This is a genomic window from Arthrobacter sp. D3-16, assembly GCF_054408515.1.
Genome location: NZ_CP096437.1, coordinates 1890661 through 1915786, shown reverse-complemented (window position 1 = coordinate 1915786; position 25126 = coordinate 1890661). Strand labels below are relative to the sequence as shown.

Here is a 25126-nt window from a genome sequence, read left to right as displayed (position 1 = left end):
ACCGTGTCAAAAAATTCCACCACCGCCCGTCACCGCGCGACTCCGGCCCGCTCCATCGCGCTCCAGGGCCTGGCTGTCTCAGCCAAGTCGCTTGGCCGCCCGGCGCTCGCCGTAGCCGCAGCTTCCGGCATTGCCTTCGGTGTTGGCGCCCCTGCCCACGCAGGCGTCACCGGTCCGGACACCACTGAGACCACCAACACGCAGGCTTATGCAGCACCGGCTGCTGCAGTGGCTGCCCCCGCAGCAGCTGCAGCCAACGTGCACACCGTAGTCTCCGGCGACACCCTGGGCGCCATCTCGGCCGCCAACGGTGTAGCCCTGAATGATGTTCTGTCCGCCAACGGGCTGTCGATCGACACCATCATCTACCCCGGCGACCAGATCCAGATCCCCGGCGCTGGCTTCGTGGCAGCCGCTCCGGCCGCTGCTCCGGCTCCCGCCAAGGCTGCTGCTGCTCCTGCAAACACCGGCATGAACCTGTCCTACGCCTCCACGGCGGCGCCTGCTCCGGCAGCACCTGCTCCGGCAGCTCCCGCAGTCACCGGCACCGGCACCGGCGCAGCCATCCTGGCGAACGCTTACGGCCAGCTGGGCGTCCAGCAGGACTGCACCGCCATGGTGGAGAAGGCTCTCCGCGCCGTGGGCAAGAGCGTTGGCGACCTCGCCCCGGGCCAGTTCTACCAGTACGGCACCACCGTGGGCACCCCTGCTCCCGGTGACCTGGTGATCACCGCGGGCCACGTCGGCGTCTTCGCCGGCAACGGCCAGGTTGTCAGCGGTGGCGTGGACGGTTTCAAGACCGAAGTCCACTCCATTAGCTGGCTCAGCGGCGCTTCCTTCGTCCGCGTAGCGTAGTCACACCACCCGAACAGGGGCGGCAGACGGGATTTCCCGACTGCCGCCCCTGTTTTGTTGTTGCCGTCTTGGCGCCCGGTTCTCCTGGCTGTAGGCCAGCAGATGCCGGGCGTGCTCAGGTGCCGCAGAAGGTCTGGTAGCTGCCAAAGTCCTCCGGTGCTCCCTCGGCGTAACGTTCGCGCCCCGGCTGCTCGTGGAAGGGGTCGCGGACCACGTCGAGGAGTTGGTTGAAGGGCTCGAGGTCTCCCTCCGTTGCTGCGGCGAGCGCTTCCTCCACCAGGTGGTTCCGGGGTATGTAGGCGGGGTTGACGCGGTCCATCAAGGCCGCGTCGGGCTGCTGGGCACGCCACCGCTCCGCCCATGAATCGAAGGCAGCAAGGTCAAGGACCATGCCGCGGGCCGGGCGTTCATTTCCCCTTGCCGCATGAGCCAGGTTCCGGAAAAACGACGTGTAATCCACCGGCCCATCCTTCAGGAGTGCCACCAGCCCGTCCACCACCTCCGAGGCTTCTTCAGCCTCAGGGGTTCCCGCTGGGGCCTCTGCCAATCCAAGCTTGGTTTTCATGCCGGCGAACCAGGCATCGCTGTACTGGCGGCGGAACTTCCCCAGTGCCTCCACGGCAGGGGCCACGGCCTGTTCCTGGTCCTCGTTGAAGAGGGGCAGCATTGCCTCGGCCAGGCGGGCGAGGTTCCATTCGGCGATGACGGGCTGGTTGGCGTACGCATAGCGCCCGCCGACGTCGATGGAGCTGTAGACCGCGGCCGGATTGAAGGCGTCCATAAAGGCGCAGGGCCCGTAGTCGATGGTTTCTCCGGAAATGGTCATATTGTCCGTGTTCATGACGCCGTGGACGAAGCCCACCAGCATCCACTGCGCCACCAGCGACGCCTGGGCGGCCACCACCCGTTCGAAGAGTTCGAGGTAGGGGTTTTCCGCCTTGACGGCATCCGGGTAGTGGCGGCGGATCGCATGGTCCCCCAATCGGCGCAGGAGGTCCATGTTTTCGGTGGCCCTTGCGTACTGGAAGCTGCCCACACGGAGATGGCTGCTGGCGACCCTTGTGAGCACTGCCCCGGGAAGCATGGTGTCGCGGCGGACGGGGCGGCCGGTGCCAACGACGGCAAGGGATCGCGTTGAGGGGATGCCCAGGGCGTGCATCGCCTCGCTGATGACGTACTCCCGGAGCATGGGTCCGACGACGGCGCGGCCGTCCCCGGCGCGGGCGAACGGCGTGCGGCCGGAACCTTTCAGGTGCACGTCCCGTAGCCTGCCCTCCTTGTCGGTCACCTCGCCGAGAAGAAGGGCACGCCCGTCGCCCAGCAGTGGCGAGTAGCCGCCGAACTGGTGGCCGGCGTACGCCTGGGCTACCGGCGTCGATCCCTCCGGAACGTGGTTCCCCAGGAGGAGCCGTACGCCTTCCGGGGACCGGAGGTATTCCGGATCGAGCCCCAACTCCCTTGCCAGTGCGTCGTTGAGGATGAGCAGCTTCGGCTCGGGGGCTTCCTCTGCCTGCCAAGGAACAGCGAGCTCGGACAGTTCCCTGGCAAAGCGTCCGTCAAAGGTGACAGTTGATTCTGCGGCAGCTGTCATTGGTTAGGCCTTTCCTGTTGGTTGGTTTTCCGGTTGATCAGCCATGTGACGAACCAGAGCACCACGCCGATGGCCATGAGCCCACCGGCAATCTGGTACTGAATGACGTTCCGGCCAACCCACGGACCGGCAAGGAAGGCGCACAACAGGGCGGCCACCAGCGGCAGTTGCCCCGGCGAGGTGAAGAACACCTTCCGGTTGGGGTCCCGTTTGCGGCGCAGCACCACGCACGCCACGTTCACTACCGTGAAGACACACAGCAGCAGGAAGGCGGTGGTGCCGGAGAGGTTGGCCACGATGTTGCTTTCCGGATCGCTGGTCACGTACAGGATGAGCCCCAGTGCCAGGACGGTTGAGAAGAGGATGCCTGCCCACGGCGTGCGGCGGACCAGCAGGACTTTCCCGAGGGCACGTGGCAGGACGCGCTGGCGTGCCATGCCGTAAATGAGGCGGCTTGCCATCAGCATGTTGATCAGCGCCGTATTGGCCACGGCAAAGACCGCCAGGAACGGGAAGATCCTGTCGATCGGGAAATCGGGTGAGCCTTTATGCACCACTTCCAGCAGGGCAGCGCCCTCGGCTTCCCTGATACCTTCAAGTTCCGTCGGCGACAGGACGCTCACCACTGAGACCGCCACTAGCATGTACAGCAGCACCGCAATACCCAGGCCCGTAAGCATGGTTCGGGGAAAGATCTTCTCAGGGTTTTGCGTCTCCTCCACCATGTTGACCGAGTCCTCGAAGCCCACCATGGCGAAGAATGCGATGGAGGTGGCTGCGGTAACGGCCAGGAACATTCCCTTGTCCTGGTAGTCGTTGAAGACGAAGATCTCGCCCGGGTTCCCCGTCCCTTGGGACATCACAAAGAAGCCGACGCCGATCACGATGCACAGCGCGACCATCTCCACCAGCGTGAGCACCACATTGAACTTGACGCTCTCCCCTACACCGCGGAGGTTGATGGCGGCGAGGAGCAGCATAAAGCCCATCGCAACTGCGGTGATGACACCCTGCCCGGGAACCCCCATCCATCCGTTGATCTCGAACCCGCCGAACAGGTTTTGGGCCAGGACGTTGGCCGAAGTGGAGGCGCTGGTGATGCCGGAACACACCACGGCGAAGGCAACCAGGAAAGTGACGAAGTGGATGCCGAATGCCTTGTGTGTATAAAGGGCGGCACCGGCGGCCTGCGGATACTGAGTGACCAGCTCCAGGTAGGAAAAGGCTGTCAGGGTGGCCACCACGAAGGCCAGGAGGAACGGCAGCCACACGATGCCGCCCACCGTTCCTGCCATGGTTCCTGTGACTGCGTATACGCCTGCGCCGAGGATGTCGCCAACAATGAAGAGCAGGAGGAGCTTGGGGCCAAGGACCCGTTTAAGTTCGGGTTCCTTTCCTTCAGGAGTAGCGTCGAAGACTTCTTCGGAAGTTTTGCTCATTGTCGACCTCCACAACACGTGGGCGGGTGCGCCCGGGGTGCATACCGGATAATTCACTCTCTACCTGATGGTTGGGTTTGGCAATAATCAGCTCCGGCCCTCTCCACCCGTCAGGATGGGGTGTTGCTGCCAACGCCGCCGCTTGGGAAAGGCAATCCGTTGCAGGTCGTGCGGGGTGATGACCTTTGCCCGGGCGGCACGGGCGCCGGCCTGGACACCCAACCCGCTGACGTCGTCGTACCTTGCCGAAAAGTGCGTCAGGACCAAAGTCCCGACATTGCCGCCGCCGGCCAGCGCTCCAGCCTGCCCTGCGGTGAGGTGGCGGTACTGGTCGGCGAGCGCGGCGTCCTCGTCGCTGAAGGTGGACTCCGCAACGAGGAGGTCGACGCCGTCCGCCAGGTCCTCCGCGCCCGTACAGGGGGCAGTGTCCATAATGAAGGCGAAGCGCTGGCCCGGCCGGGGAACGCTCACATCGTCAACGTGGACGCCGGCCAGGGTGGTTTCACGCTGGAGGCGTCCGACGTCGGTCCCTGTGATCCCTGCTGCGGCAAGGCGCTCGGGCAGCAGGGTGCGGCCATCCGGTTCCACCAGCCTGTAGCCGTAGGTCTCGATGCGGTGCTTTAGCGGCCGGACCTCCAGGCCTTCTGCAACAGTCCCGCTCGTGCCGTGCGGGTGTAGCCGCAGGTCTATCCCGGGCGAGCTGATGGACACCAGGGAACGGACCACGTCCTCGCCGGAGGCCGGGTAGTGCAGGTGCACGGGGTGGGCCACACCGTCCAGCGCCATGCGGGACAGCACGCCGGGAAGGCCGAAACAGTGGTCACCATGGACGTGGGTGAGGCAGATGCGCGTGATCTGGGTTGCAGAGACGCCTGCATGGATCATCTGGCGCTGCGTTCCCTCGCCAGGGTCGAAGAGCAACCCCTGGCCATCCCAGCGAAGCAGGTAGCCGTTATGGTTGCGGGTCCGGGTGGGGACCTGGGAGGCGGTGCCCAGGACGACAAGTTCTCGCATAATTCCAGGGACCAAAAAGCAGGTTCCGGAATCATCCGGGACCTGCTTCGTGGTTCAGAGTGAAGGGTCAGCGCCGCTTCAGCATGCCCATGATTTTGCTGGCCATGCCTCCCGTGCCCGCTCGGCCGCCCATGGCGCCTGTGGTGTTGGGCGTCCGCCCTGCGGCATTCATTCCGGTGCCGCGGACTGTTCCGCCGGTGCCGGACCTGCCTGCGAAGCGTCCAGCGGCATTCCTGATCATGCTTCCCAAGTTCATGTGAAACTCCTTCAGTCTTGATCCTGCCAACCGATATTCATCAGCCTGCTTATTATTTTAGCGTAGTTTCGATTTCCGGCTAGGGCTGGAGCCGAATCATGTTGCAGGCTTGGCGTTGGTGCTAGCGCTCCATGTCGTCGGGGTCGAACTCGCTGAGGGGTGACCCGCCGAAGTTTTCCTGGTCGTCGCTGGCATCGGCCTCCACCCCGGTGGGGTCCTCGCCGAAGTCCACATCGGCAACCGCCTCACCCAGCGTCGGCGTGCTTGCCGGCAGTTCATCACCGGCCCCGTCGCGGGTCGCCTTCATGTCATCGCGCAGGGTCTGGTCGCTGAGGAAATCCTCCTCCTCGCCGGAAACTTCGTCCTGGAGCAGCGGATCCTCCTGCCAGCGGTCGGGGTTGTTCTCGGCAGCGCCGGGGTAGCTGTCAGGCTGTCCGCTTGTTACGGGGTCCAGTTCAAGGGATGAAGCCGCGCCGGGGGTCTCATCCAGGAGCACGTCATTCTCTTCGACAATCTCAAGTTCGTCGTCAGGCAGGTTCTGTTCCGTCATGATGATGCCTTTCTCTTCAGCGGCTTTACCGATAATAGTAAGCATACTGACGAACCGCTTGTGGTGTGAACCTCCAGACGGCGCTTAAGGCAAAAGCCACGATCCGTCCTGCGGCGGCTCGGGCTTCCGGCGCAGTTTGCGGATCAATATAAGAAAAGGCCATGCCAGAAGTTGCAGCAGGCCGGCAGTGAGCAGCAACCCCACCGCAAGGACAAGCACAGGCGAGTACAGCAGGAAAACAGCTACTCCGGTTGCAATGTAGCCGGCAATGAGCGCCAAAACGGCCCCAGGGTCCATGGGGATTCCTTTTTTGTTTTTGGTCATGCATTGATGCCGCGATGAGACCTGCGCGGCTGGGTGGTGGGGATGGGCAGGAAGTCTTGCCCCTTACGGGTGGCGGGCGCTCCAGTGAGGGGCGGCCTGCGCAAAAATATGGAGAGTCCGAGAAGTTCAAGCAGCCGCTAAGCATCACTCCGGAACGCTGGGGAGATCCACACCCAGTCTGCAATGGTGGCCGCATGCTTCCTAACGGTGGTCCAAGACTACTCTCCCATCGGCAGGCGAGGTAGAGGCGGCATCGCCGGGGCCGCATCGCGGCTCAACGCAACGAATTTCCGCGCGGTTTCGGCGCAAATTAGGTATCGACAAGCCGTGCCATCCGGCGCACACTATCCATACGCTGGGCGGGCCACCCACGAACTCCCAGCAGTTCGCGGGCATCACAGTAAACAGGCGCCGCTATGGCTGGACATCCCGCAAGGAGGCGGACCCGGCAGTTTCCAGCGGCCGGCAACAGGGGCACCCCGATGAAAAAACTACTGACTTTGCTGGCCTCCATGCTTTTGGTCCTGACCCTCGGCGGTTTTGCCAGAGTTGACGGATTTGATCGCGGACTGATCAGCGTTACCTTCGACGACGGCTGGACGAGCCAACATGAAAACGCACTGCCGATCCTGGACAAGTACGGGATTCCGGCCACCATGTACATCATCGCGGGAGCCATCAACGATCAGCCCGCCTATATGACGCAGGAGCAGATTCAGGACTTCGCTGACCGGGGCCATGAAATCGCGTCACACACGGTCACGCACCCGCACCTCCGCGAGCTTTCCCCCGGCCAGCTCGCTTCCGAGCTCACGGAAAGCCAGGCCACGCTGCGGCAGATGTTCGGCCCGTCGGCCGCCACCAGTTTTGCTTCCCCCTACGCCGAATACAACAGTGCCACCCTGGCGGCGATCCGGCAGGTGTACTCCAACCACCGCGCCTACGACGACGACGGAACTGACAGCTCCGGTTTCAACACGCGGACCAGCTACAACGCCTACAACCTGAAGGTGAAATTCGTGGAATCCACCACCAGCACGGCCACCGTCCAGGGCTGGATCGATACGGCCAAAGCCACGAACACCTGGCTGATCCTGTCCTACCACGAGGTAGGCGCGAACATCGGCGGCGGCGCCTACACCACGGACACAGCCGTACTCGATGCCGACATGAAAGCTGTCAGGGACAGTGGCCTTGGGGTGGTCACGGTAGCCCAAGGTGCAGCCGAAGTGCTGTCACAAACAGCAGGGCGCTAGCAGGGACTTCGGACCGCATACGCCCGAGACACAGGCGGCATAGCATCATGAAAAAAACAGCTTCAGTAATAATGCTCATCCTGGGGATCCTCATCTCGCTCCTTGGCTTGACGGTACTGGCCGGAGGAGCCGCGGCGTCCCTGGTGGGGTCCGCCCAGGGGGACGGATACCTGACGTCAGGGACTGCCCGCCTTTCCGTAGGGTCACACGCACTGACCACGCCCCGGCTGGATGCCGTCGGCGAGGGCGTTCCGCCAAGGCTGCCCTTCGACGTCGGTACGCTCAGGCTGCGTGCCTCCTCGGCGGAGGCCGGCAAGGACATCTTCATCGGCATCGGTGCGCAGGCCGACGTCGAGCGGTACCTGGCAGGGGTCCATCACTCCGAGCTGCTTGAAGTGGACAGCCGGCCGTTCCGCGCGGAATACCGCGATATTCCGGGCACCACTGTGCCGTCCCCGCCGGAAGAACAAACCTTCTGGACCGCCTCCGCCTCGGGTTCCGGAGAACAGGAGCTCACCTGGGATCTTGCCGCGGGCAGCTGGGCTATCGTGATCATGAACGCCGATGCGAGCCTCGGCGTAGACTCCCAGGTGCAGGCCGGGTTCCGATCCGACCTGATTCTGCCGGCAGCCACGGGCCTGCTCATAGGAGGCGCTGTTGCACTGGTGATCGGCATTCCCTTGCTCATTCTGGGAGCCGTCGGACTAGGCCGGCATGCGGGACCGCCGTCCCGGGGACCAGGCGGGGCCTTGCCCGACACCGCAGCAGGAGCGCCGGTTGCACCGGGATCAGTGCAGCTTGCCCAGCCCCACCCCGCCGAACCCGTCGATCTTGCTCCCTACCCGGCGCGGCTCGCCGGCGAACTCGACCCGGCCCTGTCGCGATGGATGTGGCTGGTGAAATGGTTTTTGGCCATTCCACATGTCATCGTGCTCGTCTTCCTCTGGTTCGCGTTCCTCGTGACCACGATCGTTGCAGGGTTCGCCATCCTGTTTACCGGCCGCTACCCGCGGCGACTGTTCAACTTCAATGTCGGAGTCCTGCGGTGGAACTGGAGGGTCGCCTTCTACGCCTACGCCGCCGCCGGCACCGACGCCTACCCGCCCTTCACCCTCGCGCGCACAAACTATCCTGCCGACTTCGAAGTGGATTACCCCGAACGGCTCTCCCGCGGGCTGGTCCTGGTCAAATGGTGGCTCCTGGCAATCCCGCATCTGCTCATCGTTGCCGCGCTCGCGGGCACCACGTGGACCTGGCAGGCGGAGGTTGATGACCTGGGGACCACCTATGAACGTGGAACAGGGATCTCCCTGCTGGGGTTGCTTGTCCTGATTGCCGTGGTGGCCTTGCTCTTCACCGGCCGGTACCTGCGCCCGCTGTTCGACCTGGTCATCGGGATCAACCGCTGGATCTACCGGGTCCTCGCCTACACCTCGCTGATGCGTGATGAGTACCCGCCGTTCCGGCTGGATCAGGGGCCCGGCGAAGTTCCCCGGCCCGTCCCGTCCCCGCCACCTGACGCGGCGCCGCTTCCCGGCGACGACTTCCCGGGCACGGCGGGGCAATAAGCCCGCTTCCAGTTCCAGGCTGTAGCGTGGGTCACATCGTGCAACCGGGGGCATTGCCGCAACGTCGCGGCGACTGAGAGGAAGTCAACATGGCAAAATTCACCGGCAAAGTCGCCCTTGTCACCGGAGGCGGCTCCGGCATTGGCGAAGCAATCAGCAAGGAGTTAGCCGCGAAAGGGGCCAGCGTCGTCGTCAGTGATATCAACCTAGAGGCGGCGCAGCGTGTTGGCCAGGAAATATCCGACGCCGGCGGACTTGCCTCGGCGGTAAGGCAGGACACTGCCAGCAAGGAGGACGCCGAAATGGTCGTCCGCCACGCCTTGGATACATATGGCGCATTGCACTTGGCGGTGAACAACGCCGGCATTGGCGGCAAGCAGGCACCGGCGGGTGAAACGGACCTCGACGAATGGGACAAGGTTATCGGCATCAATCTCAATGGCGTCCTCTACGGGATGCGTTACCAGATCCCCCAGATGCTTGAGGCCGGCGCAGCGGGATGTTCGATTGTGAACATGGCCTCCATCCACGGCACCGTGGCTGCCCTCGGCAACGGCGCCTACACCGCTGCCAAACACGGCGTCGTGGGGATCACCAAGAATGCTGCGGCCGAGTACGGCCCCCAGGGACTGCGGATCAATTCCGTTGGCCCCGGCTACATCCGGACGCCGCTCGTCGAAAGCAGTCTCAGCCCGGAGGTCCTGCAGGTCCTGGAGGGCAAACACGCCCTCAATCGCTTAGGTACCGCAGAGGAAGTCTCCCACCTCGTTTGCTTCCTGCTGTCAGAAGAAGCCTCCTTCATGACAGGCGGCTACTACCTGGTCGACGGAGGTTACACCGCCGTCTGACGGATCCTGTCTGCTCCCGGCAGCACGCAGCGCGGCCTCGGCACGGAAGTCCTGTTCGTGGACCCAGGTGGCAACATGGGCGAGAATGGAACGACCAATGAGGGCAAGGCTAAGTGCCAGGTTGCACGTCACGCTTGATCAGGACGGGTGAGTGGTGGCTGCAGTAATTCTGGGATGGAACCCCAACCGATGGAACGGCTGGGACTACCGTGCCGTCGTCGAGCAGGTTGCTGAGGCAGGCCGGTTCCTGGAGCGGTGGAGCGTGGGCCACAACCGCGACATCATGACGGGGACCGAGGTTTGGCTCCTGCTACAGGGACGCAATGACGCATGCGCCGGCCTGATCGGCCATGGGGTGGTGGCGTCCGAACCGTCTGAGACCGCAGGCTCCGGGGGTGTTGACGCCGCTGAATGGTACGCCAGCGTCGCTTTCGACGCACTTCTCCCCCTTGGTGAACAGATACGGCCCGACGCCCTCAGCGCAGCCGTTCCTGCAGTCCCCTGGCGCGACGAAAAAAGTTGCACAGGCCTGGCTGTTCCACCTGGGGCGGAACCGGATCTTCGCCGGCTGTGGCGGGACCACGGACCGGCGGAGACGGGGCCCCTGCACCTGGTTGCGGGAGCCTATCCCCCGCACGCCGTCAGCACTATTGATGTGAACCGCTACGAGCGGAACCCTGACGCACGCCGGTTGTGCCTGGCCTTCCACGGGACCTCTTGCGCTGCCTGCGGCTTCTCCTTCGAGGCCTCCTACGGCGGGATCGGCACGGGGTTCATCGACGTGCACCACGTAGTGCCCCCAGTATTGCTCGGCGACGGGTACCAACTTGACCCTATTGCTGACCTCGTTCCGCTGTGCCCCAACTGCCACGCCATGGCACACCTCGGTGTCACCTCGCCGCGCACAGTTTCGGAGCTCCGGAGCATCCTTTCCGGCTCCGGATCCATGAGGGGTGAAGTGGTCAGCGAACTTGCCCTGGAAGCCCAGGAGGACGCGCGGCGGATCCTTGAAGGGCGTCAGGACTGAAAATGCCGGCAGGAGCGAAAAGCCGGCAACGCTAATTACTGTCCAGCCGGTGTTGTCCCGAACATCAGGGTTCGTCGCCGTACGTCGTAATAGACAGTCGCCGAACGGTTCAAGAGGTTCTGGAGGACCTCCGCATCCTCGGCGTCCAGGGTCAGCACTTCTTCCCAGGCGCCTTGGTCAAGGACCAGCTGGAGGGTCCAGGTGCCGGGCTGGCCGGCGTCGCCCGCCACCCAGCTGAATTGATAATGGTTGACTTGGCGGACTTGGATGCTGTCATCCGTTATGGGTTGTTTCGGGTTGGGGCTCATGGTCCCCTCCTGGTGTAGTGGTGCGTGGGCCTGCTGCATAAGCCAAGAACCAATGTAGACCTGGCGCCCATCATGATCCAGACCCTGTGCGGGCTGGAAGCAGGGTCTCCCGTGGCTTCCGCAGGCACCCGAACCGGGACTACGATTTTCAGCACGGTGACCGGCACGGGTGGGCGCTGAAGCAGAGTGAGGAATGCTGTGACCGAAGGCACGAGGTATAGCGGACCGCACTGGCGGCGGGTGGTGGCTACCCTGGCCAACAGCGATGCCCGGACTGCCTACGCAGAAATTGTGCTGGGCGCCAAACTCCCCGACGTCCTTGCCGGTGTGAAGGACCAGCGGCGAAACCGGGCCATCGCCGCCCTGCTCGAGTCGGGGCTCATCGAACAGAATGCCGCCGACGAACTAGTGGCTCCGGAATCAATTTTCCGTGACCTCCTCACCCAGCTGCCCCGGCGACAGCCGCAGAGCGGAGTGGACCGCTTTCTGCGGCTGGGCAGAATCGAGAGGTATCCAGCCAACATGGCGGAACGGCGCGAGCTGCTTGCCTGGATCGTGAACCAAACCATAGAGCCCGGCGAAATCCTGACGGAGAAGCAGGTCAACGAACGGCTCCTGAATTTCACGGATGATGTGGTGCTGCTGCGCCGCTACGTAGTGGACTTTGGACTCTTGGAACGGACCGCCTCCGGTTCGTCCTACTCCCGTAAACTGCGCTAGCCGGCCTCAGCGGACGTATGTCTCCGCGGCTGCCGCTATGGCATCCAATGCGGAGTATTGGCTCATCTCCGTGCTCAAACTGCGTGCTGCAGAGCCAAGGCTATTGCATCCAATCACAGGATGGCAGGAAAACGGCCACAACATCGCCTCATTGAGGTTGGACAGGGCTACTTCGTCGAGCCCTGGCATCCAAGGTAGGGCTTCCGGAACAGGTTTGCCACTATGCGCGGTCCCACAAGATTGAATCAAAAGTGCATCGGGACACTCACATCGCACCCGGCGGGGTTATCCTCAAAATGCGTATCCGGTTGTGGGGGCATCCGGGCGGGGGGCTAGGCGCACCCGCGGTGTGACTGCCGCGGGCCAGTTTCATTATTGCGTTCACACCGGAGAAACCCGGGCGGATCAAAGGAAACGAGCATGGGCCGTCGACGCGCAGCAACTGACCCCAGGTATCCACGCTGGGTCTGGGTCGCCGCGGCGGCCACCGTGGCACTTCTCATTGTTGGCGGCGCATTCATGCTGCGGACGTTGATCTTCCCTGCAGGGGAAGGACAGGGCGGGCCGTCAGCAGGCAATAGCAGTACGCCTCCAGCAGGCGACCCCTTGGCGCAGGACAGTCCTGCCGCCGTCGCCGGGACCGCTCCGTGTATTTCTCTGAACATCCTTACTTCGCTGGAAAACGCCGAGGCGGTCCGGGCGCTGGCCGCCGAGTACACTGCGAAACCCCGGAGTGTGGACGGCAGATGCGTAACCCCGGCTGTGTCCCAGGAAAAATCGGGAGTCGCCGCCGGCAAGGTCGCCGCCCGGTTCCCCGGCGTCGCTGCCGGTGACAGGCCCTCTCTCTGGGTGCCGGACTCCTCCGCCTGGTTGCGAATCGCAGGAAAAGGTGCCGACGGCAGCCCTGTGCCGCAAGAGGGAACCAGCCTCGCCCGGAGCGCCATCGTCGTGGCCATGCCGGAGACCATGGTGAGCGCCCTCGGCTGGGACAGTACACCGCCGTCGTGGTCTGAGATCTTTAAAATGGCTGGGGAGCAGGACGTCTGGGAGCGTCTGGGCCACGGCGAGTGGGGCAAGTTCAAGTTCGGTAAGGCCAGTCCCCTCGTCTCAACGTCGGGCCTGATGGCCCTTGCTGCTTCCTACGGTGCCGCCGGCGGCAGTGTAGGCGGTTTAGACGGCATGGACCTGGACGCACCATCCCTGGTGGAGAAGGTGCGAGGGGTGGAGCTGGGTACAAGCCACTACATGGCCACTCCCGAGCATTTCCTGTGGCATGCCAGGGAGGCTGACGACGCCGGGAACGTCTCGGAATTCCTCTCCGCCGTGATCGTGGATGAAAAGTCCGTCTGGGACTACAACCGGGGAGTGGTCAGTGAGGACGGAAAAACAAAGCAGCCCGGTCCCGCCCCCAAGGAACCCCTTAGGGCCATTTATCCGAACGACGGCGTGCACGTGGCAGACAACCCGGCGGTAATCCTCGACGGAGATTGGGTGGGAAGCCAGCAGCGCCTGGCAGCCCAGGATTTCCTCGCGTTCGCAGTCACGGAACAGGGCCAAAACGTTGTGAAAACGTCCGGGTACCGGAGCATCCAGGGCAAGCTGGATTCTGGCGTTGCGGGAACCGGCCGGTACGCCGAAACGCTTCAGCCGCTGCCGCTGGCCAAAGCGGAGGCGCTGGTTGCCATGCAGGACAGTTTCCCTGACGTCCGCAAGCGGGCCAGGGCCTTGTTCCTGCTGGATATCTCGGAGTCCATGGTGCAGGAGCCCGGTGTAACCAAGCTGCAACGGGCCAAGGACGCCGTCCGCAAGGCGCTGGACCACTTCACAGGTGACGATGAGATTGGGCTGGCCGCCTTCTCCCAGGTAGGCGACGGCCCCCTGCTGCCGGGCATCGTGAGCCAGGTGGCCCCGTTCAAGACCAATAAGGAAGACCTCATCGCCAAGCTCAACGACCTCAAGGCCGTCGACGCTACGCCCCTTTTCGAGGCGGTCAGCCGCTTCGCCGGCGAACAGGCCAAGGACTACAAAGACACTTTCATCAACACCATCGTGCTTTTGAGTGACGGCAAAAACGACACCACCCACCCTGGAGACCTGGGCGGGCTCTCCCAACAGTTGGGCCATCAGAACCACTCGACGCCGGTGCTCGTCTTCACACTCGCGTACGGGCCCGATGCCGACGTCCCCACGCTGCTGGAAATCGCCAGGGCCAGCGGTGCCCACTACTATGACGCCACCGATCCGAACAGGCTGGAAGAGGTGCTCGGAGAACTGGTGACCAGTTTCTAGGCTCTCCCTCCGGCCGGCCTAGGAGTCCTCGACAGCCAAAGTACGGTTATACCCCGCGCAGGAAAGCCAGCCCCCTGGCAGCCAGCTCATCCTGGCTGGGCGCCAGCGGCCGCCAAATGGAGGCCGCGACGGCAATCGCCGCATTGTCCGCAGTGAAACTTTCAATGTTCAACGGTCCGCGGTAGCCCACCTCATCCAGGGCCTGCAGGAAGCCTTCCCAGTCTGTCTGGTCCCCGCCGGGTGCGCCGCGGTCGTTCCCGGACACCTGAACGTGGACCACGTGTTCGCCGGCCGCCCGGACCGCGGCGGCCAGCGACCGCTCCTCGATGTGAAGGTGGTAGCTGTCCAGGGCAAGGCCCACGCCGTTGCCCAGCAACGGCTCCAGCGCCTCAAGCGCCTGGTCTACCGTGTTGATCAGCGACGTTTCATACCGGTTTAGCGGTTCGATGCCCAGCACTACGCCCGCTTCCATGGCCCGGGCCGCCACCGGCTGCAGGTTCCGGCGCAGCTCGGCGTAGGCCTCCCGCCGCTGCCCAGGCGACATCCGCCAGACCCGGCCTGTCTGTGCATAGAAGGGACCGCACACAGTGGGCGAACCGATGCTGGCGGCCATGCTGACGCAGTCCATGAGGTAGGCCTGCGTCCTCTCCACGGACGCCGGGGCCGCGGACACGAGGTCCCGCCCCGGCGCCATGGCACCGACAATAAACGGTCTCAGCCCTGTGGACTCCAGGGATTCGCGCGCCGTAGCGGCGGTGAAGTCGCCAGGGTTTTCCAGCGGGAGTTCGACGGCGTCAAACCCCATGGCCGCGATCCTCGCCAACAGTCCGCTCAGGTTGGCATCGGTCAGGGGAGACTCCCAGACCCAGGTGCTGATCCCGATGGAACGCGTCACGCCGCTTCCTCCAACGGCACTATCTTCCACGCTGCGCGAAGATCAGGGTCAGGGTATCTGCCGCTGCTGCCAGACCTGCGGGTAGCCGGGGAGGTCTTCTCCGCCGAACTTGGCGTAGTGGCCGCCCGGCATCCCCTGGTTGCGCTCCAGCCAGGAATCCAGCTCGTCCGCAAGGATGGGCTTCTGCGGGAGGATCCATTCGGCCGGGACTTGCTCACCCTTGAAGATCTTTTCCACAGCCAGCAGCGGGGTCCGCCACTGGAAGTTGGAGTAGACAGGGGCCATGGCATCGATGCCGGTTTCCTTCCACTTTGTCAGGAAGCTCATCTCGTCCTCACCCGTCATCACCGGAAGGTCCTTGCCGGCATCCTCGAAAGCCTCGAGGGCAGCCACCGCACCGTCTCCGGCGTCCATCCACACACCCCGGACGTCGCCGGTGGCCAGTTCATCGGAAATGATTTTCTTGATCTCGGTGGGGTCCGCTCCGGTGAAGTAGTCTTTGGCCTGGATTCCCTTCTCCTCAAAAATCTTCTTCGCCGCCGCCCAGCGGTGTTCCAGTACGTCCACGCCGGGAAGGATCCGGAGGGCCACCACCTTGTCACCGGACTGCAGCTTGTCAGTCAGGAACGTGGCCGTGTCAATGCCCCAGGCAAAGCCGCCGATCGGGTGAATAAACGTGGTGGCGCATTCGGTTTCCACGCCGCGGTCAAAGACCACTACCGGCTTGCCCGTCTCGCAGGCACGTTCCACGGCCTGGGTCAGGGCCGCTGTGGAGTTCGGCGAGATGACGAACGCATCGCAGTTGCCCTCGGCGATGAAGTAGTCGATGTCCGCGATCTGCGTGTTGTCGTTGTCCTTGGCGTCCCGGGTTTCCATCTCAGAAATGGCCCCCGAGTCCTGCAGGACCTTGAGCTGCTGGTTCATGGTGATCCAGCCGGTCTGGCGCCACGGGTTCGAGATGGACGCATTGGCGAAGCAGACCTTCTTCGCCCCCGTTGAGGCGAACTTCGCAGTGTCCGTCATGTCACCGGCAATGTACTGCAGGTACGGCTGCTCCGTGTTCCCTTCGAAGGTTGCTGAGCGTTGCTCAAACTGGTCATCGTACAGCTTCTGGTCAAACCAGTCCTGGCTCGCAGGAGTAGTTGCTGCAGGTGAGCCGGTACCGGGTGCCGTCGTTTCGGTAACCGACGGATCCGTGGTGGTACAGGCAGTCAGCACCACCAGTGGCAACGCTGCCCCAAGCGCGACAGCGCGGATAGAGTGTTTGCGCATCAGACTCGATCTCCTCCTTGTTCGGTGCCCTCGCGGGGCATGGGTGCTGCGCTTAGCTGGTGCCGTTCGTCATGGGCAGCGGAAGTGGCTCCCTTGCGTTTCCGCTGCCATGACTTGGACGCTGCTGCCACAGCGATAATGATGATGACCCCCTGGACCGTGTCCCGCCACGTGGCCTGGACGCCCATGAAGTTCAGGAGGGTGAACAGCGCCTCGAGGGCGAACGCGCCGGCCGCCGCGGACAGCACCCAGCCGCGTCCGCCTCCCAGCACCACGCCACCGAGCACGACGGCGGTAATCGCCGTGAACTCGTATCCCCGCCCCACGGACGGATGGACTCCGGCATAACCCACCAGCAGGATGCCGGCCACGGTTGCCGACAGTGACGAGATGATGAACGCCCGCGTCCGCACCCACCAGACGCGGGAACCGGACAGTTCAGCAGTCCTCGGGTTGTCACCGACGGCGATGAGCATGCGGCCAAAGGGGCGGCGCATCAGGACAACCGCCAGGATGGCCACCGCCGTCAGGATGATGACCGGGTACGGAATGACGTCCAGGACCGGGACGTCCTGGATCCCGCCACGCCCGATCTGGCGGAAGCTGTCCGCCGGGTTTCCCTGGGCCGCGCCGCCGGTCCAGTAGAGGACCAGTCCGAGCAAGGCCAGCATCATGCCCAGCGTCACAATGAAGCTGGGCACCTTCAGCAGCGTTGTGATCAGTCCGTTCACCAGTCCGATGAAGGCACCGAGCACAAACATGAGGATCAGGACTGGAATCACCTTGGAATCGTCCTGCCGGATCAGGTTGCCGGCAACGATGACCTGTATGGTCACCACCGATCCCATGGACAAGTCGAATTCGCCGCCGACAATAACGAAGTACTGGCCAACGGCGGCGATGGCGATAGGCGCTGTCCTGCCGATGAACCGGATGAAGGAGCCCGGCTCCCCGAAGGAGGGGTTCATCGCGATGATGGCGGCCAGGAGGCCGATCAAAAGGATGAAAACGGCGCCGCCGGGGGTGCGCAAAGCCCGCAGTAGCCGCTGGGAGCGGCTGGCACGGTTCTGCCGGAGGACTGCGCTGCGCGCGGAGGGCAACGCCGTGCTCATGGTCCCTCCGCCGATGCAGCCAGTGCGGCAGGCGTGGCAGGCGCTTCCGCCGAGCCCTTCGAATTGAACCGCTCCGGTCTGTTGACGATCCTGCGGCGGGCGTACACGGCGACGGCGACGACGATCACCACGCCCCTGACCACGTCCTTGAGGAAGGGGTTGATCTGCATGACGGACATGATGTTGTCCAGCATGGCGAAGATGAGGACGCCGCCAAGGGTGCCGGTGATGGTCCCTTTGCCGCCGGCCAGCAGGGTGCCGCCGAGGACCACCGCGGCGATGGAGAGCAGGTCGTAACCGCCCTGGGAGCCCACCGTCGGGCTGCCCACGCCCAGCCGGCTGGCGAGGAGCAGTCCCGCCATTCCTGCCAGGAGCGAACAGATCACATGAGCCGTGATGACCGGCAAGTCGATGCGGATTCCCGAGGTACGGGCCACGGAAATGTCGCCGCCGACCGCGTAGAGGTGGTGGCCCATCCGGGTGCGGTGGAGCAGCAGCATGGCCAGGCCAGCGCAGGCCAGCATAATGATGGTCGAGATGGGAACAGGCCCCAGGCCGGTGGCCCCGATCAGCCGGAACGAGAGCGGGGTCTGTCCGAAGCTGCCCTTGAAATTGGTCGCGAGGTAGCCGCTGATGATCAGGCCCATGCCCAGCGTGGCGATGAACCCGTGCACATTGAGGCGGGCCACGATCAGCCCGTTGGCCAGGCCGATGATGGCCGCGGCACCCAACGTGAGCAGGACGCCAGGCAGGACGTTGCCCGGGTCGTTGGCCATCACCCCTGCGGCAATAAGGCTGGCAAGGCTGGCGACATAGGGAACCGAGAGGTCCAGGCTTCCGGCCAGGATGACCAGCGTCTGTCCGATCGCGATGAAACCCAGGACACTGGTTCCGGTCAGGATGCTGGAGATATTGCCCTGGCTAAAGAAATTCCGCCCGATCGTGCCCACGAGAACGGCACCGACAATCAGGGTCAGCAACGCCACCAGGTAGACGATTTGTGTGGAGGACAGGCGGTCGATGAAGCTGCCCCGTTGTTTCATGTTCCTCCTCCAGCTGCGGTCCTGGCGCCCGTTCCCAGCTGCAGGACGGCTTCCTCGGACGTTCCGGCCGGAAGCTCGCCGGTGAGGCGCCCGTCGCGCATGACCAGGATCCGGTCCGACATGCCGATGACCTCAGGCAATTCGCTGGAGACCATCAGGATGGCTTTGCCTTCGGCTGCCAGCTTGCGCATGAGCCGGTACACCGCCACTTTGGCTCCCACGTCGATGCCGCGGGTGGGTTCATCCAGCAGGACCAGGCGGGGCCGAATGGCCAGCCACTTTGCAAGGACCACTTTCTGCTGGTTCCCGCCGGAGAGGTACTGCACCTCCTGGTCCAGGTCCCGGGCCACAACCTCCAGGGAGGAAAACACGCCGGGGATCTCGGTTCGGGCCGCCCCGGTGCGGCGCGGAAAAACCGATCTGATGACGGTCAGCGCGTTGTTCAGGATGGACTGGTTCAGGCTCAGGCCTTCAGCCTTGCGGTCTTCAGTGATGAGGGCCATCCGCGCCCGGACGCCCTCCCGAGGCGACTTTGGCAGGACTTCCCGGCCCTCAACCTTCATGGTTCCGCGGGTGAAGGGGGCGGCGCCGAAAATGGCATGCAGCAGTTCCGTCCGTCCGGAGCCTTGGAGACCGGCCAGCCCCACAATCTCACCCGGCTGGACGGTGAAGCTGATCCCGTCCAACTGGCCGTTTCCGGCATCGTGCAGTTCGAGGATCGGCTTTTCAGGGACGTCGGTGTCGCTGTCCGTCCGGGCCAGCTTGTCCGGGAAGAAGGCTGAAATGGGCCGGCCCACCATCAGCCGGACCAGCTTTGTATCGTCGAGTTCCGAGGCGGGGCCCGTGCTGACCACGCGGCCGTCCTTCAGGACGGTGATGACGTCGCACAGATCAAAGAGCTCCCGAAGCCGGTGGGAAAGAGGATGGCCGTTCCACGTTCCCGGAGGCGGGTCACGATCTGGTAGAGGAGCTCAACTTCGGCCCCGGCCAGGGCGGCGGTGGGCTCGTCCATGGAAACGATCCGGGCGTCATAGCTGACCGCCTTCGCAATCTCCACTACCTGCTGCTCAGCTACGGTGAGAGTCCGCACCTGCGCGGTGGGCCGGATGGCGGTGATCCCGAGCGACTCAAGCAGTTCCGCCGTTTTCGCGTTCATCAGCGCCTTGTTGACCAGGATTCCGCGGCGGGGCTCCCGGCCCAGGTAGATGTTCTCGGCCACCGTCCTGTCGGGCAGCAAATTGAACTCCTGAAATACGGACGAGAGCCCGGCTTCGTGTGCCTTCGTAGGGTGGCCGAAACTGACTTCCCGGCCGTCCAGAAGCACCGTCCCTGCGTCCGGCTGGTAGACCCCCGCGAGCACTTTCATCAGGGTGGATTTCCCAGCGCCGTTTTCGCCCACCAGCCCGTGAACCTGGCTCCGGTGAAGGGTAAGGTGCGCGTCTTCCAGCACGGGAATCCCGAAGAAACTCTTGGTCAGTCCACGGACTTCCAAAAGTGGCGGCGTGGCCGCGGATTCTTGAGCGAGCCCACCGGGGATTGACGCCTCGCCCGTCCGTCCGTGGTTCTCCATCGATCCGCCCACGACTAACTGTTACAGGGGCCGTTCCGTTCCGTCAAGGAAAAACGATTGCTTACTACTACAGGACGGGATCCATCAGTTGTAATGAACAGCAGGGTTGGCCACCATTGAAGGGTGGGAATCAAGGACAGGCGGCACCTGCTTGCTCCTGCCCTGTGCCTGCTGGTCGCACTTGGCGCCATGGCGGGATGCGCCTATGCCTACCCCGAGCCGGAACCTGTGATCACCACAACCGCTGCCCCTGCCCCTGCCCCTGCCCCTGCAACAATGTCCCTTCGGCCGTACAGCAATGCGCAGATCCTGGAGCAGGAAGCCGACAACTACGCTGAGCTGGAGAGGCTCCTTTGGACTTCACGGGGTCCCGTCGTCCTTGCCGATGCCGGACCCCTGGATGGCCCCCTGAGGGGCTTTGGCAGATTCGAGAAGGTGCCGATGGCCGGCCAGTACACCGTCACCGCAGCCTGTGTTGGAGCAACAGGCGCGAAGATCTTCGTTGGGCAGGAGTATCCCGGTGCCAGCTTTCAGCCGGTGGAGCTCACGTTCGATTGCGCCGGGACCACGTCACAGGTCATCGCACTTCAGCAAGGGTACGTTTTCGCGCATCTGTTCCTGTCCGGCCCGGGCGATACCCCGTGGACCGGGGCGGTTGGCGGTGTGCGGATCACCGGCACCGGTTGAGGCGCCCCACGCCTAGGGACCGCCAATGAAAGTAACCTGCGGGAAGGGGTAAGACGGTAGTGGGTGGTGCTTTTGTCAGGCCCGGGTGCGACCGATGGACCTGCGGATACCTACGATCCTGACGGCGACTCCGGTCAGGACAAGGCCGATTCCCAGCGCCATGAGGACCCAGACAGGGACCGATGCGGAATCGATGTCCCGGTAACACTCCGCCGCCAGTCCGGTAGTCCGCAGCTGCACATCCGCCATTTCGGCTGCACGGCTTTGCGGGAGCAGCGGGCTGCCGCACAGCGGCCCCACTGTCTTCAGCCCGATAACGATACTGAGGATCTGGACGGCGAATCCCACTGCGATCGTCAAGATCCAGCCACGGCGCTGGCCAAGGTCCTGATCGATGGCCTTGGTCGTATTTCCTGGAGAATCTTGAACCGCCATGCTTAGAGCTTAGTTGGACTTCGCAGTTCCCCGCGCAGGAGCATTGCCGGGCGCAGCAGGTCTTCGCCCGCCAGGTGTTGGGTGTTCCGTGCCGGACCAGTTCGGAGGATCCATGCCATTGTGGGTAGGTCGCTTAGGTCATTTCGGCCCGCGCGCTACCGGCGACCGCGGTAGTGCGAGGGCCCAGCCGCCCGCCACTCCAATGGCAAGCAGTACGGCTACGAAGCCGATCGCCGGTGTGCTCGGCCAGGTCAGGGCGTCGCCATACCGCAACAGGGCGAGGGCCTGCAGAATGACGAAGGCAACGGAGGTCAGGGCCACGGGGCGGACGGTGCGAAGGTCGCCGCTCATCTGGCCCTGCGCGGCCGCCCACCCAAGACCAACCAGCCACGCTCCGATCGCCCTCGCTGTGAGCTCGGTCAGTGGCCACGGCCACCACGCCGCGGCAGGTATTGGTAGTGCCAGCAGTGCCACGCCGTCTAACAGCAGAACCGCAGCTATTCCCGTCAGGAGCAGCCGCAGAGCAGGGGGCAGCACCGATCCCCCAGCTATGACGGAATTTGGGGCCGGACGCCGGGAGCGGATCTGCATCCAGCTGATGACGAGCATTGCCACGGGCACGATGGCATAGATTGCCAGCCATGCCCAGGTGGCTACTTGGGCAAGGATGGCAGCGTCCGGAGACAGGTGGAAACGATCGAGATGAAGCAGGGTGACTCCGAGTGTCAATGTCGTGAAGACGAACACGGGCCAGACAGCCAGCCTCGCCGAATCCCAACTGGCTGAGCGGGCGCCGGTCACCTCCAGGCCGGCGGCGGACCAGTAGGCCGCCCCAAGGAAGACGGCGGTCATGGGCGGATTGACTGTCCACGCGAACCATTCCGCAGTCCGGAGCGGAAACACAAACAGCACCAGCCCGGCAAGAAACACGAGGGCTGCAGCCACGTAGAGCAGCCACCGCATCGGCCGAATCAACCGGGTGGCCTCAGTTGAAACTGACATCGCCGGGCAGCTCCTCGGGTGCGGCTGCCTCACCAGAGTCAGACGGCGCCAGAGGCAAGGGGTTCTCGGCCAGATAGGTGTGAAGCATGGAGACCACGGTGGCGCCGTCCCCCACCGCAGTAGCTACTCGTTTGATCGAACCGGCCCGCACGTCCCCGATCGCGAAAATGCCGGGCATGCTGGTTTCCAGCGCCAACGGCGATCTGTCCGTCCTGACAGGCCCGGCGTCACTGACTTCCCGGCTTTCGCCCGTGCGCAGGAAACCGGCTGGGTCACGCTTTACGCTATTGGGCAGCCAAGAGGTGCGCGGCACCGAGCCGATCAGCACAAACAAGCCTCCTGCCTCGATCTCCTCGCTCGGGGTTGCGCCGGCGGGGCCCGATGCTGCCACCGTGATGGCGGCAAGGAATCCGTCCTGGTCGCGGGCCCCCACGATCGTGGTGCTATAGCGGACCGCAATATTCCGGGTGGCATCAAGTTGGGAGATGAGGTACTCCGACATACTGACTGACAGAGTGGGCCCCCGCACCAGCAGCGTCACCTTTTTCGCGTACTTCGCAAGGTGAAGAACCGCCTGTCCGGCCGAGTTGCCGCCACCCACGACAATGACGTGCTTTCCGGCCATCGACGGCGCCTCGGAGACTGTGGCACCGTAGAAGACACCTCTGCCCACCAGATCCTCCAGCTGAGGAATGCCGAGGCGGCGGTATTCCACGCCGGTGGCCACCACGACAGAACGGCACCGTACAACAGTGCCATCTGAAATCGACACAGCGTACGCTGTTCCGTCCACGCCGAGCCCCTCCACCTTCCGCAGGAACAGGAAGTCGGTGCCCAAAGTCCAGGCCTGGTGAAAGGAGCGGTAGGCCAGATGGGCGCCACTCACGCCGCGGGAGAAGCCCGGGTAGTTGCGGATCAACGAGCTGGTGCCCGCTTGGCCTCCCACAGCTTCTCCCTCCACCACCATGGTGGACAGGCCCTCGGAGGAGGCATAGACGGCGGTCGCGAGACCTGAAGGACCGGCCCCCACAACTACCACATCGAAGATCTTGTCCGCCGGTGGCGGTCGAGTCACCCCCATCGCTTCGGCAATTTCCAAATCGGTGGGGTTCTCGAGGACAACGGGTGGAGCCGTGAACTCAAGTATCAAGACCGGCAGCACGGGGTCGCGCAGGCTCAAGCTCTCCAGCGTCCGTTCCGCCATGTCGGAGCCGGCAGGGTGGAAACCTACCGGGATGTGGTTGCGGCTCAAGGAGTCCCGCAACGTATGAGTTCTTTCGGCGCCTACCTCCCCGATCAGCCGCACCGCCTCGAAACCAAGCCCTTGGGCCAGGTGCCAGTCGTCGAGGGCGTCAGTAATCGCACCATGAAATTCTTCGTCGCGCGACCGTTCGGGACGTATGATCACCAATTCGGCGTAGCCCTGCCCGATCGCCCGAAATACAGTGGGGGCGCTGGCGAAGTCACCCCATGTCACCACAACACCGCGCTTGGCGGCCGGGTGAAAGGAATAGGCACGCCGCAGGAAATCGAGCCCACCGCGGTCAGCCGGTCCGTAGCAGCCGAGGATGAGAGCGACCGGGCGATTCCAGCGCCGGAGCCCCTCAAGTACTGCCCGGCCGTGGGCATGGTCGGCGCAGGCCACCACCTCGTAGTCGACACCGTAGCGACGACGTAACTCGTCTTCAAGAATGCGCCGAGAGGCTGAGTCTCTGGTAGCAATCAGCATGATCGGAACCGAGTGATCCATGGCCGCCGCCGTCTCTCCGGTTCATTGGTTCGGTGGCGCTCACGATACTCGCGCCGGGACAGTGTGGACAAGTGCATTCCTAGGGCGCGGAGATTCTGCCAGAATAGCTTCCGACGGTGGGCCGGGGATGACCTGAACCGCACCGGAGCGATGCAAATGGAGGAGACCGTGGAGGATCGCCCTGCCCCGGGAATAAGTCTCGCTGCCATACCCAGTGGGACAGGGTGTCTGGAGTGCCTCAGCGGTGATGGACCAGGGTGGTGGCTGCATCTACGCCGCTGCGCGCAATGCGGCCACATCGGCTGCTGCGACTCATCACCTTCCCAGCATGCCAGTGCCCACGCACGCACCGTCGGTCACCCCGTTATCAGGTCCTTTGAACCTGGGGAAGACTGGTTCTACGAACACCGCACAAACAAGTTTTTCCGCGGCCCGCGGCTGCCCGATCCTCAGTCCAGACCACCGGAGCAGCCGGCACCTGCGCCGGCAGACAAGGTACCGGCGGACTGGGAAGCGCGCCTGCACCGGTAGCCGCAGAGCCAGACCCAACCGCCGCGTCGACGGGGAGTCGGTGAAGGATGCTGGTTAGGCTGTATGGATGGCGACAGTTATTCTCGTGCGGCACGGCCGCACCACAGCCAATGCCACCGGACTGCTGGCTGGCCGGGCCGCCGGTGTCAGCCTCGACCAGATCGGGCGCGAGCAGGCAGCGTTGACCGGAGAGCGGCTAGCGGCAGTGCCCGTGGTTGGGGTGGTATCGAGCCCTCTCAAGCGTTGTCAGCAGACCGCCCAGCTCATCCTCGATCGCCAGTCTGGCACTCCGTACGCGCCGTTGGAACCCGATCTTACCGAGTGCGATTACGGCCAGTGGCAGGGGCGCATGCTCAGTGATCTCGCAACCGAAGATCTCTGGTCGGCTGTGCAATCGCAACCTTCCGCCGTTATCTTTCCCGGCGGTGAATCCATGGCCGCGATGCAGGCTCGGGCGGTAGCAGCCATCCGACGACACGATGCAGCCTTCGAAGCCGAGTATGGCCCAGGAGCCGTTTGGGTGGCGGTTAGTCACGGTGACATCATCAAATCGATCCTCGCTGACGCGTTAGGGATGCACCTCGACCTGTTCCAGCGCATTAACGTGAGCCCTGCCTCCGTGTCAATAGTGCGGTACAGTGCCAGCCGGCCCAGCGTCTACGCGACCAACACCGACGCCGGGGATCTCTCGTGGCTATCGAACGGCATCAGCTCGGGCGATGCGCCGGTGGGCGGCGGTGCAGGGCAACAGGCACCTTGAAGCGCCTGTGCCTAAAATGCTCTT

At 64.0% G+C, this 25126-nt stretch carries 24 protein-coding genes and 1 pseudogene; 10 read left to right on the top strand and 15 right to left on the bottom strand.

The window, feature by feature from the left end; genetic code table 11:
* The first annotated feature begins 3 nt into the window (after positions 1-3).
* On the top strand, positions 4-855 hold the full coding sequence (locus M1D32_RS09190) for a C40 family peptidase (RefSeq protein ID WP_458781905.1): 852 nt from the start codon (positions 4-6) through the stop codon (positions 853-855).
* Between the two features lie 115 nt (positions 856-970).
* Here the strand turns inward: M1D32_RS09190 and M1D32_RS09185 are convergent, their stop codons facing one another.
* The 6 genes from M1D32_RS09185 to M1D32_RS09160 all read right to left on the bottom strand — a co-directional run bounded on the left by M1D32_RS09185 (position 971) and on the right by M1D32_RS09160 (position 6002).
* On the bottom strand, positions 971-2446 hold the full coding sequence (locus tag M1D32_RS09185) for a protein adenylyltransferase SelO (RefSeq protein WP_458781904.1): 1476 nt from the start codon (positions 2444-2446) through the stop codon (positions 971-973).
* Positions 2443-3885 carry an APC family permease gene (locus M1D32_RS09180; protein WP_458781903.1) on the bottom strand — a complete coding sequence of 481 codons (1443 nt, stop codon included), beginning with the start codon at positions 3883-3885 and terminating at the stop codon, positions 2443-2445. Before M1D32_RS09180 ends, M1D32_RS09185 begins: the two co-directional genes overlap by 4 nt.
* 87 nt (positions 3886-3972) lie before the next feature.
* The gene (locus tag M1D32_RS09175; protein ID WP_458781902.1) at positions 3973-4899 is read right to left on the bottom strand and encodes a ribonuclease Z; all 927 of its coding nucleotides are present in this window, start codon (positions 4897-4899) and stop codon (positions 3973-3975) included.
* Between the two features lie 67 nt (positions 4900-4966).
* A complete protein-coding gene (locus tag M1D32_RS09170) occupies positions 4967-5155 on the bottom strand; it encodes a hypothetical protein (RefSeq protein ID WP_458781901.1) in 189 nt (62 codons plus the stop codon).
* A gap of 121 nt (positions 5156-5276) precedes the next feature.
* Positions 5277-5705, bottom strand: coding sequence for a hypothetical protein (locus M1D32_RS09165; protein WP_458781900.1), 429 nt, complete (start codon positions 5703-5705; stop codon positions 5277-5279).
* Between the two features lie 84 nt (positions 5706-5789).
* Positions 5790-6002 (bottom strand): hypothetical protein, encoded by a 213-nt coding sequence (locus M1D32_RS09160; RefSeq protein WP_458781899.1) that lies wholly within the window; start codon positions 6000-6002, stop codon positions 5790-5792.
* A 509-nt stretch (positions 6003-6511) separates the two neighbouring features.
* Between M1D32_RS09160 and M1D32_RS09155 the strand changes: the two genes are divergently transcribed.
* The 4 genes from M1D32_RS09155 (at position 6512) to M1D32_RS09140 (ending at position 10728) form a co-directional block, all read left to right on the top strand.
* Positions 6512-7285, top strand: a complete 774-nt coding sequence (locus M1D32_RS09155) for a polysaccharide deacetylase family protein (protein ID WP_458781898.1) — start codon at positions 6512-6514, stop codon at positions 7283-7285.
* Positions 7286-7332: 47 nt separating this feature from the next.
* Positions 7333-8853 (top strand): DUF4389 domain-containing protein, encoded by a 1521-nt coding sequence (locus M1D32_RS09150; RefSeq protein WP_458781897.1) that lies wholly within the window; start codon positions 7333-7335, stop codon positions 8851-8853.
* 89 nt (positions 8854-8942) lie between these two features.
* On the top strand, positions 8943-9701 hold the full coding sequence (locus M1D32_RS09145) for an SDR family NAD(P)-dependent oxidoreductase (RefSeq protein WP_458781896.1): 759 nt from the start codon (positions 8943-8945) through the stop codon (positions 9699-9701).
* Positions 9702-9855: 154 nt separating this feature from the next.
* On the top strand, positions 9856-10728 hold the full coding sequence (locus tag M1D32_RS09140; RefSeq protein WP_458781895.1) for an HNH endonuclease: 873 nt from the start codon (positions 9856-9858) through the stop codon (positions 10726-10728).
* Between the two features lie 35 nt (positions 10729-10763).
* Here M1D32_RS09140 and M1D32_RS09135 read toward each other — a convergent pair whose 3' ends face one another.
* Positions 10764-11036 carry a hypothetical protein gene (locus tag M1D32_RS09135; RefSeq protein WP_458781894.1) on the bottom strand — a complete coding sequence of 91 codons (273 nt, stop codon included), beginning with the start codon at positions 11034-11036 and terminating at the stop codon, positions 10764-10766.
* Positions 11037-11234: 198 nt separating this feature from the next.
* Here M1D32_RS09135 and M1D32_RS09130 point away from each other — a divergent pair, with 198 nt between their 5' ends.
* Both M1D32_RS09130 and M1D32_RS09125 read left to right on the top strand, forming a co-directional pair.
* Positions 11235-11756 (top strand): DUF2087 domain-containing protein, encoded by a 522-nt coding sequence (locus M1D32_RS09130; protein ID WP_458781893.1) that lies wholly within the window; start codon positions 11235-11237, stop codon positions 11754-11756.
* Positions 11757-12176: 420 nt separating this feature from the next.
* Positions 12177-14045, top strand: coding sequence for a vWA domain-containing protein (locus M1D32_RS09125; RefSeq protein ID WP_458781892.1), 1869 nt, complete (start codon positions 12177-12179; stop codon positions 14043-14045).
* Between the two features lie 46 nt (positions 14046-14091).
* On the opposite strand, the gene M1D32_RS09120 is transcribed toward M1D32_RS09125, so the two are convergent.
* From M1D32_RS09120 to M1D32_RS09100, 5 genes and pseudogenes are all read right to left on the bottom strand, one after another.
* Positions 14092-14940, bottom strand: a complete 849-nt coding sequence (locus M1D32_RS09120) for a sugar phosphate isomerase/epimerase family protein (RefSeq protein WP_458781891.1) — start codon at positions 14938-14940, stop codon at positions 14092-14094.
* A 48-nt stretch (positions 14941-14988) separates the two neighbouring features.
* Positions 14989-16212, bottom strand: a complete 1224-nt coding sequence (locus tag M1D32_RS09115; RefSeq protein ID WP_458781890.1) for a substrate-binding domain-containing protein — start codon at positions 16210-16212, stop codon at positions 14989-14991.
* On the bottom strand, positions 16212-17324 hold the full coding sequence (locus tag M1D32_RS09110; protein ID WP_458781889.1) for an ABC transporter permease: 1113 nt from the start codon (positions 17322-17324) through the stop codon (positions 16212-16214). The genes M1D32_RS09115 and M1D32_RS09110 overlap by 1 nt, the downstream gene beginning before the upstream one ends.
* A complete protein-coding gene (locus M1D32_RS09105; RefSeq protein ID WP_458781888.1) occupies positions 17321-18367 on the bottom strand; it encodes an ABC transporter permease in 1047 nt (348 codons plus the stop codon). The genes M1D32_RS09110 and M1D32_RS09105 overlap by 4 nt, the downstream gene beginning before the upstream one ends.
* Positions 18364-19937, bottom strand: a pseudogene (locus tag M1D32_RS09100) (sugar ABC transporter ATP-binding protein). The gene M1D32_RS09105 and the pseudogene M1D32_RS09100 overlap by 4 nt, the downstream one beginning before the upstream one ends.
* Positions 19938-20060: 123 nt before the next feature.
* On the opposite strand from M1D32_RS09100, the gene M1D32_RS09095 reads away from it, so the two are divergent.
* Positions 20061-20624 carry a hypothetical protein gene (locus M1D32_RS09095; RefSeq protein WP_458781887.1) on the top strand — a complete coding sequence of 188 codons (564 nt, stop codon included), beginning with the start codon at positions 20061-20063 and terminating at the stop codon, positions 20622-20624.
* Between the two features lie 75 nt (positions 20625-20699).
* Here M1D32_RS09095 and M1D32_RS09090 read toward each other — a convergent pair whose 3' ends face one another.
* The 3 genes from M1D32_RS09090 to M1D32_RS09080 all read right to left on the bottom strand — a co-directional run bounded on the left by M1D32_RS09090 (position 20700) and on the right by M1D32_RS09080 (position 23790).
* On the bottom strand, positions 20700-21059 hold the full coding sequence (locus tag M1D32_RS09090; protein ID WP_458781886.1) for a hypothetical protein: 360 nt from the start codon (positions 21057-21059) through the stop codon (positions 20700-20702).
* Positions 21060-21197: 138 nt separating this feature from the next.
* Positions 21198-22061, bottom strand: a complete 864-nt coding sequence (locus M1D32_RS09085; protein WP_458781885.1) for a hypothetical protein — start codon at positions 22059-22061, stop codon at positions 21198-21200.
* Positions 22045-23790: an NAD(P)/FAD-dependent oxidoreductase gene (locus tag M1D32_RS09080; protein ID WP_458781884.1), complete on the bottom strand. Its 1746-nt coding sequence runs from the start codon at positions 23788-23790 to the stop codon at positions 22045-22047. The genes M1D32_RS09085 and M1D32_RS09080 overlap by 17 nt, the downstream gene beginning before the upstream one ends.
* Positions 23791-23961: 171 nt before the next feature.
* Between M1D32_RS09080 and M1D32_RS09075 the strand changes: the two genes are divergently transcribed.
* Complete coding sequence (locus M1D32_RS09075) at positions 23962-24342, top strand: UBP-type zinc finger domain-containing protein (protein WP_458781883.1); 381 nt, start codon at positions 23962-23964, stop codon at positions 24340-24342.
* A 67-nt stretch (positions 24343-24409) separates the two neighbouring features.
* On the top strand, positions 24410-25102 hold the full coding sequence (locus M1D32_RS09070; RefSeq protein ID WP_458781882.1) for an MSMEG_4193 family putative phosphomutase: 693 nt from the start codon (positions 24410-24412) through the stop codon (positions 25100-25102).
* Positions 25103-25126: the final 24 nt, after the last annotated feature.

Excerpts from the sequence above, each read along its gene's own strand:
- M1D32_RS09185 (WP_458781904.1), bottom strand. The coding sequence starts at position 2,446 with ATGACAGCTGCCGCAGAATCAACTGTCACCTTTGACGGACGCTTTGCC.
- M1D32_RS09180 (WP_458781903.1), bottom strand. The coding sequence starts at position 3,885 with ATGAGCAAAACTTCCGAAGAAGTCTTCGACGCTACTCCTGAAGGAAAG.
- M1D32_RS09175 (WP_458781902.1), bottom strand. The coding sequence starts at position 4,899 with ATGCGAGAACTTGTCGTCCTGGGCACCGCCTCCCAGGTCCCCACCCGG.
- M1D32_RS09170 (WP_458781901.1), bottom strand. The coding sequence starts at position 5,155 with ATGAACTTGGGAAGCATGATCAGGAATGCCGCTGGACGCTTCGCAGGC.
- M1D32_RS09165 (WP_458781900.1), bottom strand. The coding sequence starts at position 5,705 with ATGACGGAACAGAACCTGCCTGACGACGAACTTGAGATTGTCGAAGAG.
- M1D32_RS09160 (WP_458781899.1), bottom strand. The coding sequence starts at position 6,002 with ATGGACCCTGGGGCCGTTTTGGCGCTCATTGCCGGCTACATTGCAACC.
- M1D32_RS09155 (WP_458781898.1), top strand. The coding sequence starts at position 6,512 with ATGAAAAAACTACTGACTTTGCTGGCCTCCATGCTTTTGGTCCTGACC.
- M1D32_RS09150 (WP_458781897.1), top strand. The coding sequence starts at position 7,333 with ATGAAAAAAACAGCTTCAGTAATAATGCTCATCCTGGGGATCCTCATC.
- M1D32_RS09145 (WP_458781896.1), top strand. The coding sequence starts at position 8,943 with ATGGCAAAATTCACCGGCAAAGTCGCCCTTGTCACCGGAGGCGGCTCC.
- M1D32_RS09135 (WP_458781894.1), bottom strand. The coding sequence starts at position 11,036 with ATGAGCCCCAACCCGAAACAACCCATAACGGATGACAGCATCCAAGTC.
- M1D32_RS09125 (WP_458781892.1), top strand. The coding sequence starts at position 12,177 with ATGGGCCGTCGACGCGCAGCAACTGACCCCAGGTATCCACGCTGGGTC.
- M1D32_RS09115 (WP_458781890.1), bottom strand. The coding sequence starts at position 16,212 with ATGCGCAAACACTCTATCCGCGCTGTCGCGCTTGGGGCAGCGTTGCCA.
- M1D32_RS09110 (WP_458781889.1), bottom strand. The coding sequence starts at position 17,324 with ATGAGCACGGCGTTGCCCTCCGCGCGCAGCGCAGTCCTCCGGCAGAAC.
- M1D32_RS09105 (WP_458781888.1), bottom strand. The coding sequence starts at position 18,367 with ATGAAACAACGGGGCAGCTTCATCGACCGCCTGTCCTCCACACAAATC.
- M1D32_RS09090 (WP_458781886.1), bottom strand. The coding sequence starts at position 21,059 with ATGGCGGTTCAAGATTCTCCAGGAAATACGACCAAGGCCATCGATCAG.
- M1D32_RS09085 (WP_458781885.1), bottom strand. The coding sequence starts at position 22,061 with ATGTCAGTTTCAACTGAGGCCACCCGGTTGATTCGGCCGATGCGGTGG.
- M1D32_RS09080 (WP_458781884.1), bottom strand. The coding sequence starts at position 23,790 with ATGCTGATTGCTACCAGAGACTCAGCCTCTCGGCGCATTCTTGAAGAC.
- M1D32_RS09075 (WP_458781883.1), top strand. The coding sequence starts at position 23,962 with ATGCAAATGGAGGAGACCGTGGAGGATCGCCCTGCCCCGGGAATAAGT.
- M1D32_RS09070 (WP_458781882.1), top strand. The coding sequence starts at position 24,410 with ATGGCGACAGTTATTCTCGTGCGGCACGGCCGCACCACAGCCAATGCC.